The sequence below is a fragment of the Nostoc sp. PCC 9305 genome (assembly GCF_963920915.1).
GTDB lineage: Bacteria > Cyanobacteriota > Cyanobacteriia > Cyanobacteriales > Nostocaceae > Nostoc.
Genome location: NZ_CAWUDN010000092.1, coordinates 20,628 through 32,267, shown reverse-complemented (window position 1 = coordinate 32,267; position 11,640 = coordinate 20,628). Strand labels below are relative to the sequence as shown.

8 protein-coding genes are annotated in these 11,640 nt (G+C 41.7%); 3 read left to right on the top strand and 5 right to left on the bottom strand.

Going from position 1 to position 11,640, the window contains the following annotated elements; genetic code table 11:
* Positions 1–375: 375 nt before the first annotated feature.
* The 3 genes from ACM0OX_RS27075 to ACM0OX_RS27065 all read right to left on the bottom strand — a co-directional run bounded on the left by ACM0OX_RS27075 (position 376) and on the right by ACM0OX_RS27065 (position 5,166).
* The gene (locus ACM0OX_RS27075) at positions 376–852 is read right to left on the bottom strand and encodes a hypothetical protein (RefSeq protein WP_414518041.1); all 477 of its coding nucleotides are present in this window, start codon (positions 850–852) and stop codon (positions 376–378) included.
* Between the two features lie 195 nt (positions 853–1,047).
* Positions 1,048–1,302, bottom strand: a complete 255-nt coding sequence (locus ACM0OX_RS27070) for a hypothetical protein (protein WP_414518039.1) — start codon at positions 1,300–1,302, stop codon at positions 1,048–1,050.
* Between the two features lie 138 nt (positions 1,303–1,440).
* On the bottom strand, positions 1,441–5,166 hold the full coding sequence (locus ACM0OX_RS27065) for a HEAT repeat domain-containing protein (RefSeq protein ID WP_414518037.1): 3,726 nt from the start codon (positions 5,164–5,166) through the stop codon (positions 1,441–1,443).
* A gap of 862 nt (positions 5,167–6,028) precedes the next feature.
* On the opposite strand from ACM0OX_RS27065, the gene ACM0OX_RS27060 reads away from it, so the two are divergent.
* Positions 6,029–7,534, top strand: coding sequence for a sugar dehydrogenase (locus ACM0OX_RS27060; protein WP_414518035.1), 1,506 nt, complete (start codon positions 6,029–6,031; stop codon positions 7,532–7,534).
* Between the two features lie 608 nt (positions 7,535–8,142).
* On the opposite strand, the gene ACM0OX_RS27055 is transcribed toward ACM0OX_RS27060, so the two are convergent.
* Entirely contained in the window at positions 8,143–9,108 is a 966-nt protein-coding gene (locus ACM0OX_RS27055) for an NAD(P)-dependent alcohol dehydrogenase (RefSeq protein WP_414518034.1), read from the bottom strand.
* A gap of 114 nt (positions 9,109–9,222) precedes the next feature.
* On the opposite strand from ACM0OX_RS27055, the gene ACM0OX_RS27050 reads away from it, so the two are divergent.
* Both ACM0OX_RS27050 and ACM0OX_RS27045 read left to right on the top strand, forming a co-directional pair.
* On the top strand, positions 9,223–9,645 hold the full coding sequence (locus ACM0OX_RS27050; protein ID WP_414518033.1) for a XisH family protein: 423 nt from the start codon (positions 9,223–9,225) through the stop codon (positions 9,643–9,645).
* On the top strand, positions 9,627–9,968 hold the full coding sequence (locus tag ACM0OX_RS27045) for a XisI protein (RefSeq protein WP_414518032.1): 342 nt from the start codon (positions 9,627–9,629) through the stop codon (positions 9,966–9,968). The genes ACM0OX_RS27050 and ACM0OX_RS27045 overlap by 19 nt, the downstream gene beginning before the upstream one ends.
* Before the next feature lie 61 nt (positions 9,969–10,029).
* Here ACM0OX_RS27045 and ACM0OX_RS27040 read toward each other — a convergent pair whose 3' ends face one another.
* On the bottom strand, positions 10,030–10,608 hold the full coding sequence (locus ACM0OX_RS27040; RefSeq protein WP_414518044.1) for a Uma2 family endonuclease: 579 nt from the start codon (positions 10,606–10,608) through the stop codon (positions 10,030–10,032).
* Between the last annotated feature and the right edge of the window lie 1,032 nt (positions 10,609–11,640).

Here is an 11,640-nt window from a genome sequence, read left to right as displayed (position 1 = left end):
ACTTTCTTAGTTTCTCACAATAATGCTTGGTTTATTTCCGCCGTGGTGTACTAGTTTTGTATTCGTGCAAGAGTCTATTAAATAATTACTGATTGCTGTATGGTAAGACAGGTATGTTACACTACACACAAAATCAGTAAAAACTTGTTAATGGAGTTCAAAGACTCATTAATGAGTATCAAAGACTCTTTAATGGAGTTCAAAGCCTCTTTAATGAGTATCAAAGACTCTTTAATGGAGATCAAAGACTCATTAATGGAGTTCAAAGCCTCTTTAATGAGTATTAAAGCCTCTTTAATGGAGTTCAAAGACTCATTAATGAGTATCAAAGCCTCTTTAATGGAGTTCAAAGGCTCATTAATGAGTATCAACGACTCAAGAACCAGATGCAGCTTTAGCTGGTCTACCTTTGATAGCTTTAAAGCGTTCGCCTAACTGTTCAGCAACAATTTTTAAGCCTGGGGTCTTTTTCGATGCAGTCTTCACGTAATCATAAACAGTCAAACTGCTAGTCATAGCTTCACTACCGACTGCCATTAGGGTATCATCTACTTGTTCGGCTAGTTGCTGTACTGAGATTAAAAGTTCGGTAAGCGCACTGGCTAATTGGTAATCCCGAATCAGTTCCTCAACGTCAAAACTGGCTGGAAGAATTTCGCGGTTCGACTGAGCAGCAGTGACGCTGTTATTTACAAAAGCTAGGCTTTTATCGCCCATTTTTACTAACTTACGCCGTTCTTCAGTGCTGAGAGTAATCAGAAAGGGCATCTTTCTTTGGACTGTCTGTAGCGCGGCTTTAATTTCTTGGATATCTTGTGGCGAAAGGGTGGCTGCAATATTTTGATAAGCCATTATATATTTACCTTGGGAGTTCTAATGGTGAAGTAGCAATAGTTGCTAAGTATAGAATTCCCATTGATGGATGCGATCGCACATCATAACCTATTTATTTACTGCATATAAACAATACTCGCATATATGGGCGGCGCGATCGCTAACTAAACGCCGCAATTCTGCATTAATATATGGACGAGACACCTTGAATACTTACTCCGCGCTGATGTAGTGACGAGCTTTTGCTTTTGCTAGTAGCATAATATGCTCTAGCGTGAGGAAATGATCTAACTCTCGCTGGTCACTTCCTGTAAGACCTTCAGTTTTTGCGCGGAAAACGAGATCCTCTAAACGGTCTTTGGCTGCATCCGAGAGTTTAAAATCGATAACACTTTGAGGAGTGGTGCCAGCAGCAATAAACTCTATAATTTCATCGTAGACTTTGGTTGTATTTACAGATGTAGTCATAAGATTACCTATTTTTATTTAATTTTACTAATTTACATGGGATAAGCAGAAAGCCCTCATGTAGAGACGCGATTTATCGCGTCTGAAAAACTGGCACGTTAGACGCGATAAATCGCCGTCTCTACAAGAATATTCTCGTCAATTATTGCTTAATTGTGCCAACTTCTTCTGAGCAAATTCCCGTACTTGCTCATCTGGGTCATTCTCTGCGCGATCGCGCAACAGTGGTAAAGTCTGGGGATGCTGAGGAAATTGCTTGATAATTATCTCAAGTGCAATCCGCCGAGGATTAGTTTCATCCTCTTCCTCGCGCTCAAAGGAATCATTAACAGCGCAGTTGTAGTAGATGTCAAACAACTCAAGCTGATATTTAAAGTATTTAGCTAATTGTTGGACTGCTGCACCTCGCACATACTCATGATCATCCTGGGTAGCGCGTTCTTTGAGGATGGATTTAGTTTCGGGGTCATCTTTGAAGTTCTGAGCTAATTCTTCGACTGCTACACCTCTCACAAACCAGTGATCTTGGGTAGCGCGTTCTCTGAGGATAGATTTGGTGTCGGGGTCATCTTTGAAGTTCTGAGCTAATTCTTGGACTGCTGCACGTCGCACATTCGGGTTCTCATCCTGGGTAGCGCGTTCTCTGAGGATAGATTTGGTGTCGGGGTCATCTTTGAAGTTCTGAGCTAATTCTTGGACTGCTGCACGTCGCACATTCCAGGTATCATCTTGGGTAGCACATTCTTTGAGCCAGGTTTTAATGTCCAGGTCATCTTGGAAGTTCCAACCTAATATATGGACTGCTGCACCTCGCATAAACCAGTTATCATCCTGGATAGCGCGTTCTTTGAGGATAGATTTGGTGTCGGGGTCATCTTTGAAGTATTTAGCTAATTCTTCGGCTGCTGCACGTCGCACCTTCCAGGTATCATCCTGGGTAGCGCGTTCTTTGAGGATAGTTTTGGTGTCAGGGTCATCTTTGAAGTGTTTAGCTAATTCTTGGACTGCTGCACGTCGCACATCTTCGCGATCATCCTGAGTAGCGCGTTTTTTGAGCCAAGTTTTGATATCGGGGTCATCTTGGAAGTTCCAACCTAGTGCTTGAACTGCTGCAAGTCGCACATCTTCGTGGTTATCCTGGGTAGCGAGTTCTTTGAGAATGGATTTGGTGTCGGGGTCATCTTTGAAGTTCTTGGTTAATACTTGGACTCCTGCAAGGCGCATATACTCATTATCATCCTGGGTAGTGCGTTCTTTGAGGATAGATTTGGTGTCGGGGTCATCTTTGAAGTTTTTGGCTAATTCTTGGACTGCTGCACCTCGCACACACCAGTGATTATCCTTGGTAGCAAGTTCTTTGAGGATGGATTTGGTATCGGGGTCATCTTTGAAGTTCTTAGCTAATTCTTGGACTGCTGCTGCACCTCGAACATAGTTGTTATCATCCTGGGTCGCACATTCTTTGAGCCAGATTCTGGTGTGAGGATCATCTTTGAATTTATTGGCTAATTCTTGGACTGCTGCACCTCGTACACACCAGTGATTATACTGGGTCGCGCATTCTTTGAGCCAGGTTCTGGTGTCAGGAGATTCTTGCCAGGTCGTTGCAATTGCTGTGACTGCTTGAGTGCAAATTTCCTGAACTAGCTGAGTTTCTTCTTCATCTTCATCGAGGACGTAATAGTACCAGAGATCATATTTAGTTAAAGCTTTTAACTTGCCAAGTAATTTATTAGCCGTTGACGCGATCGCCGAGCGATTCTCCACCTCTACAAGACACTTGGCCGCTAAAAAGAGATTGACAAACTTTTCCCTTTCGCCATCTTGTGCCATTAAATAATCAAGAATCTCCCCAACAAACTTTGGCTCAATCATTCCCGCAATTAGCAGCAATATTTCATGCCAACTTTCATCTTGCCAGTGTTTGCCAAAAACTTCATTTTTAAGTTCCTCAAGAGTCAGTGTTTGCGTTTCTTTAAACTGCCAGACAAACTCCGATGCACAGAAATATTCTAAGAATGTCCGATGCACAAAAGCATAATAATCCGCACCCAGGAAACATAACATAAAGTTGCGAGTCCGCAGTTGATGAATCATCACCCGCGCCACTTCTCTGGGTTTATCAAAATCTATGGTTTTGAAATAATCAGTCAGAACTTTGACTAAATCATTTTCATTAATCAAATTCCCTGCCAAACCTTTCTTACCAGTTTGCATAAAATAAGCAACCTGACGCAGCATTGCTTGCTTCTCTTTATAATGAATAGTCTTGGAGTCTAACCTCTTATCTTCTATCAAAACGCGTTCCACATCCCATTGATGTAGCAGTACCCGCGATGCTTGATTATAAAGCTCGGCTCTATCTCTTGGTAGCTCTTGATTACGATTTAGAATTGCCATCATCGTCAACAGCAGAGGATTTCCCGCCAATTCTGCAATAGATTTGGAAGCTGCAATTCCTCTTTGTAGCCGTTCCCGTTTTCTCACTTTATCTACTGCATCGGTAAAAGTTAACTCATGCCAACGGTAGATAAAATCCTGAATTTGTTCTGAGTCTAAATCTTGTAATATAAAGTGGCGAAACTCAGCATTAAGCAATCGTTGCGGTTTATAGCCAATAATCCGAGAAGTGACAATTACCTGCACATCAGGATATTCATTAGTAAAGCGATGAATATCAGTAATTACATCCTCTCGCTTACCAGGGTCAAATACCTCATCCAAACCATCAAACATCACTAAGGCATTACCAGCTTTTAATTGTTTATCTAGTTCAAGCTGATTGAGATGATGAACAGCACCACTACATTGATGAAAGAATTCTAGAAAATTATTGCACTCTTTATCTTCCCGTCGCCGCATATAAGTGCGTAATTCAATTAGCAACGGAATTGGTAATGAGATAACATTATCCAGTGGAGACTCAGCCCAATTCAAAGCCAGAAATTGCAACAATGTAGACTTACCTGAACCAGGATCGCCCAAAATCACAACATATTTATAGTCTTGCTTTTTATTGACAACATCTAAAACTGAACGGATCGGTTGTTCAAAATAAACCTGTTTGTGGCGTTCTAATTCTTCTAATTCAAATTCTGCTTCTACTTGGTCACTTTCTCGCAGCCGTCTAAGATGTTCTTTAGGCAGTTCGTGAACTTGTGGTAAAACTTGATGAGTTTCCCGGACATTTTGAGGAGTAAAAATCCGCCATAATTTAAGCTCGTTATAAGCATAGCCGCTAGTATCTAAGCTATCTAACTTGAGATTGCTATAGCTTTCGCGGATTCCTTCTTGATATTTAACTAAATTAAAATCTACAATAACACCAGCAATTTCTTTTGTATTAACTTCAATATCAGATAACTTTTGTAATTCTAGGATATGGTGTAAATCTTTTGAATCTAAAAGAAGTTCTTGGACTTGGGTAAAATACTGTTCTGTAATTGATTGCCAGTTAAACTTAGATGGCAGAGGTTTTAATTGCAGCCTGTTCCAACTATATTCTAGGGTTTTAGCGTCTAGAGATTCACAATTAATATCAAAAGCCTTACCAAGAATTTCTGTAACTGACTTATCGCTGATAAATTTCTGGATGTCTGTGGTGTAATCTTTAATCTGAGTTTCAGCAAGTTTGCAACGAACCTTTAACTGCTGCTGCATGAGTTGCAAAAATTCCTTTAGCGCTTTACCAGCAGCAATTTCTATGTCTTCCTTCTTAAGTTTCTGGAAAATCTTGCCAGGGATGCCTTTTAATAAATCTTTAGCCCAATCTTTAGCAGCATCCTTGGCTAAGTCTTCCAGAATGGGTTTAAAAATCAACCCGGCGGTCTGAGTTACACCCCACATAGCTAACCAGTCCAGCATAATACTCGCTTATGTTGAGATTTTGATTACGAGTATATCCACTAGCTGGAGTAATGTTTCCAGATTTCAGGGAATTTGAAGAACCTCTCTCTAAATCTCTCTCCTAAAAGGCTACGGTGTACACACAAGTCTTTGAGAGTTGCCTCACAGCGTTTAGATCCCCCCTAACCCAATACTGCTCGGTTAAGCATTTTTAAATTGGAATTGGGTTTGGGGAAAAGGTTAAAGGGTAAAGGTTAAAGGTTTTTTCTTTCCCCTTTCCCCTTCCCCTTTTCCCCTTAACCGACAAGTATTGCCCCCTAACCCCCCTTAAAAAAGAGGGGGAACTAGAGTCAAAGTCCCCCTTTTTAAGGGGGATTTAGGGGGATCTTCAACGATTTTGGTTTTATACAAAGATGTGTGTACACCGTAGCCTAAAAGCAGAGAGACTTTGAATTTTCCCACTTACCGCGTCGGGAAGCAGCTGAGGTTTGGCGTTAGTTTTTCAGGCTATTTATACCAAGGGATATGTGCAATCAATCACCACTATTTGAGAAAAACCAAGTCCTCAGCCTTGGGTTTTGCAAACATAAACTTGGCTTTTTGACCGAGAAGTAAGGCTGTTAAGACCCTCTGCATAATGGTTTCGAGGCTAAGTAGCTTGAGGAATATTTTAGTTGGGAAGAGCGATCGCTCTGCCTTTTTTATAACTCTCGGTTGATGAATTTTTTGATAAATTATAAAAAATAGCAGTAGATAAAGATATTTTAAGTATTTCCAAAAAATGACACCTCTGAGTTAGTTTGTTCAAATTCTCGGTCAAATCGGCTAACCGAGAATAATGTGTAATATAAATCACTACCAAGCTAGAGGGAAGTTAAAAATGGTTGCATCTACTCTAAAACCAACACAGATACTTGGACGCATCCTATCTGCATCGCTAATTAGTTTGATGTCCTTAGAGGTTCTTAGCACCGCAGCAATTGGTCAACCGCCCCCTGCGTCTGTTGAAACCAAGCTGAAAGTGCCTATTACAATGACTTCTTGGCCCTTTAATACTACTCGTTACTTGAAAGTGCCGCCCAATTTCTCCATCTCTGTTTATACTCGCATTAACAAAGCTCGCTTTCTGGCAGTTGCTCCCAATGGGGATCTTCTAGTATCACAGCCCAGTTCCGGTAAAGTGTTAATTGTGCGGCCAAATGGCAGCAAAGACCCAATTATTTCTGACTTCGTAACGGGTCTACGCAAACCACACGACATTGTGTTTCACAAGATTGACAACACCACATACGTTTATATCTCTGAGAGTCATCAAATTAACCGCTTCATCTACAACTCTGGAGACTTAATCGCAAAAAATCGTCAAATCGTTGTAGTTGGCTTACCAGACAGCAGCACACGGGAACTCAAAGGCGCTTATGGTCACGAACTGAAGAATATCGCACTTGATGCCAACCACAAACTGTACGTGTCCATCGCTTCTACATGCAATGCCTGTAAGGAAGATACTGTAAGTACTCCAAAGCGTGGTGCAATTTACCAGTACAACGCTAATGGAACCAATCAGCGGCTTTTTGCTCAAGGTTTACGTAATGCCGAAGGGTTAGCGTTCTTACCTGGTACAAACGATCTTTGGGTAGTCGTTAATAATCGAGATAACATCGCTTATCCCTTTAACGATGGCAGTGGCAATTACGGTAAGATTATCCCCTCCTATGTAGACAACCACCCACCAGAGGAGTTCACAAAAGTCCGAGATGGCGGTAACTACGGTTGGCCATTCTGCAATCCCAATCCTGACACGTCAAACGGCCTCAACAATATGCCATTTGACCGCGACTATCAGTTCAATGCTAATGGAAGTGTTAATTGCAATGCAATGGACAGGATTAGCAAAGGTATCCAAGCCCATTCCGCTCCCTTGGGATTAACATTCTTACAAAATACCAATTTTCCCAGCCTATACTCAAATGGAGTAGTAGCAGGGCTGCATGGTTCATGGAATCGGCAGAAGAAAACGGGCTACAAAATAACTTACTTTCCCTGGAACAGTACGACAAAGACCCCAGGGCAAGAGATAGATTTAGTTACCGGTTGGGTAGTTCCAGCAACGCAAGAAACCTGGGGGCGACCCGTGGATATGGCAGTAGACCAACAAGGTAATTTGTTAATTTCGGATGACTTCAGCGGCGCTATCTATAAGCTTTCCTACACGCCGTCACAACAGGTTAAGTTCTACAGCGACCCTAACTTTGGCGGAATTTCCCAGTCTTTTTCTACAACTCCAGGAGTATACAAATCCAACCAAGGTGACTTAAATATTGTTGGTAATGACACTATTAGTTCATTCAGTGTACCACCGGGTACGCAGATACGTGTGTGCTAACATATAAATGGTGATGGTTTATGTCGTGAATATACTGCTGGTGATTATAAATCCCTTGGAAATGACTTTGATAATATCATCTTGTATATAGAGGTCAAGTAGCACCACTCAGCGAATTTTAGATGTTAAATTTTGGATTGAATACTTTAAAAGTGTTCTACCGAAGGCTTATGCCGTACCTCTCCGGGGAAGCAAGCTACGCGTAGCGTTTCGCAGGAAAGTCCAAAATTTAAAAAGGTCTGATAAGCTGTTCCACATTTAAATTGCATAATTACGGCGGGCAAGATGCCCACCCCACAAGAGTTATATAAATTTTAGATATGCAAACTAGATGTGGTTTAGCTTATCAAGTCCGGTTAATCACTTATGATTACCGGATCTGTGCAAAAATCGGAAACGCCTCTTTCCCCATCCCCCTTGGTCACTGAGCCTGTCCTGAGCGTAGCCGTAAAGCCTGCGGCATAGCTACGCTTCGGGCGCAGCCTCTCGTAGAGAAGGGCATAGCCGTACCCCTCCGGGGAAGCAAGCTACGCGGAGCGTCTCGTAGAGAAGTGCGGTCTAAATTATAAGTTTTTTGCCAGACACGAGATGAGACGATGTTCGGAAAGTTAACTAGAAACTGCGATGTCTACGACGGGCTGCGCGATCGCAATTTTCCCCACTGCCCGCCCAGTTTCGCTATAAATATGAGCCGCCGCAAGTTCTTGTAAAGGATATGTGCGATCGATCACCACACTAATTTTACCAGCTTCAATCAATTCTTTGAGAAAAAGCAAGTCTTTAACGTTAGGTTTCTCAAAGAGAAATTTCGCTTTTTGACCGGGAAGGAATGCTGTTAAGACGCTCTCTAAGAAGACTTCAGGGCCGGGTAGCGTGGTGATATAAATTCCGTTGGGTTTGAGAACTTTTTTGGTTTGAGAGAGCGATCGCTTACCCACTGCATCAAAGATAATGTCATACTGCGCTGTATCTTCAACGAAATCTTGCTGCGTATAATCAATCACGCGGTCTGCTCCCAAAGATTTCACCAAATCCAAATTTTTGGTACTGCTAACTCCCGTCACCACTGCCCCTAAAGCCTTAGCAATTTGCACTGCAAAAATCCCTACACCGCCCGCAGCACCATTAATTAATACACTTTGTCCTGTTTGAATATTTCCCTGATCTCGCAACGCTTGCAGAGCCGTAAGCGCTGCTAAAGGTACAGCCGCAGCTTCTTCATAAGATAAGTTCGTTGGTTTGAGAACCACCACACTTTCTGGAACAGCTGCAAATTCGGCATAACCTCCTCCAGGAAAGCTAGTACTGCCGTAAATAGCATCTCCCGCTTTAAAGCGCGTGACATCAGAGCCAACCTCTACAACATCTCCCGCCACATCAAACCCCAGAATCTTCGGAAATTTGTTGCCAGTAATCAAACTCAACATCCCTTGGCGAATTTTCCAATCAATCGGATTAACGCTACTAGCACGAACTTTCACAAGTAACTGCGTTGGCTCAATTTTCGGCTGCTCCACCTCTTCATACTGCAACACCTCAGCCGCCCCATACCGACGGATAACGACTGCTTTCATCACATTCCTCCTGCTACCATATTTTGCTGAATGAACTCAGACAGCCTGTTTTTCCTGATAAATCTAGTGTAGCGATTTCCTAAAATAAAAATATCAGTCTAAAACTACACCTGTATGCCAGCTAGAGACCTTTATCACAACAATGTTAAAAATGCTTTGATTAAAGATAAATGGATAATTACTCATGACCCACTGACTCTGAAGTTTGGTAAAAAAGATTTGTATGTTGATTTAGGTGCTAAACAACTGTTGGCGGCGCAAAAAGCAGAATCAAAAATTGCAGTTGAGATTAAAAGTTTTACAGGGAGATCGGATGTTGATGATTTAGAAAAAGCGTTAGGTCAGTATATTTTATATCAGGATATCTTGATTGAATTGGAGCCGGAACGAATACTATATCTTGCAGTACCTAATAGTATTTTTGATGATTTATTTGAAGAACCTATCGGCAAACTCTTACTGAGAAATCATCGTTTAAAGCTGATTACATTCGATCCAAAACAGGAGGTTATTCAACAATGGATTACGCCAAGCTAGACGAATATCGCCAGATAATTGAAACTATCCTCAGTGAATATGCTTCGCTACCCTATTCCTATGCCAAGATTCAATCGGAAGTGGTGTTCGATCGAACCCGCGATCGCTATTTGTGGATGGATCTAGGTTGGGATGGCGATCGCCGCATTCACGGCTGTCTGGTTCATGTTGACTTGATTGATGGCAAAATCTGGATTCAACGGGATGGCACGGAAGAAGGCATTGCCGCCGATTTAGAACGGGCTGGAATTCCTAAAGAACATATCGTCCTTGGCTTTCGTCCACCGGAGTTAAGACCCTACACAGGTTATGCAGTTGCTTAAAGTGCGTAGGCGCAGCCCGTCGTAGACATCGATCTTTAAAAGTTGAGACGGAACATTTTCTTTATTCTTCGGTGGTAAATACAACACCTTCATAGAGCAATTCAATCGGACACTCAAATTCAATGCTCGATAGAGTGACGATATCTCCAGCCGTGTAGGGATAGTAAAGCCACATCCTACCCTCACTACGACAGTAACGCTCAACGGAGATTTGTTCGGAGTCAATCAAGATATATTCTTGCAAACTGGGGATTGTCAAATAATAAGTAAATTTTTCACCCCGATCTTTGGCGCTTGTACCTGGTGAAAGAACTTCGGCAATCAGCTTGGGATGCTGGATAAATTTGCGGGCATTGAGGTCTTCAGGGTCGCAACTAACAATAACATCAGGATAATAGTAGCGACTCTGGGCAGTGAGTTGCATTTTCACATCTGACACATTCACTCGACAACCTCTGGAACGCAAATGAGGGTACAAAGGTCTGTAGAGATTGAGTGCAATGTCATTATGGGGAATTGTACCGCCTGTCATCGCAAACACTTCGCCATTTGCATATTCGTAGCGAAGGTCTTGCTGAGGTTCCCATTCGAGATATTCCTCAACGGTCATTTTTAGCGGCTGTTGGGAAATTGCGATCATAACTTCAGATTTTTTCACGTTTGGTTTGATTGTAGCTAAATAGCATCAGCAACAAAGAGCGGCTTCTGGACAACCTCTCTCCTATAAGAAGAAATATTTTAAATTTTGCCCCTTCCCGTGTTGGGAATGGGTTTTTTTGCTAAGGTTTGTAGTGAGCAATTCAGAAAATTCATTGCGATCGCTCAATCATGTTAGATTATAGTTTGTTGTTTCTCTCAAACACAAAACCTGAGAGTTTCCTGCCCATCTCCTCATTGTGGGAATGAAAAAAAGAAGCTAAAAGTTAAGTTTTTTGAAAATGATATGCAGCAACACACCTATTTTCATTACCTCATATCGCTTATCAGACAAGACTTAGAGCCACAATTGAACATCATTGTCAAAGCAAAAATTAAATAAATATGAATTGCATTTTTACCCTCAAAAAAATGATATGTTAGATACAGAATTGAATTTCGCACGTTTCTGGAGTAGAACGATGTAGACTACTCCAGTTTTTCACCCTCAAACCCTTAGCATTTATGGCTTTTGACGGAAGTTGAGGGCAATCTGAGTACACATTTAAATAACCCAAACCTAGTTTCAATTTAGTTAAAGTTATTGCTAGGATTGGGTTTTGGCTGAGTACAAATAAATCCTGAACCCCTATCTATAAACACTAGAACCCCAACCAAAAAAGACTAGAACCCCTACCTGAAAAAAACTTTTTTAATTCTTGTAATGCTTGAAAAATTAGGGTTTTTAGTATTTGAGTACAAAAGTAATAAATCCAATAAATTCTATCCTAGAGAGACGCAACATCTGGCTGGGAGACGGCTGCTATAAATCTTATATCGCCAATCACCTAACGCTCTGAAACAAAACAAAGCGAAAAGTGAGTGGAGGGATGACATAGCACCATGCCTGAAGTGAAGAGAAGTCGCGGCTGTAAGCACCAATTCTACCCAAGAACCGAACGTTGACACACACCAGCCGAACATCAGATATCTATCGCCTGCCTGACTTGAAAACAAGTCGCCCTCACCCAAGGGT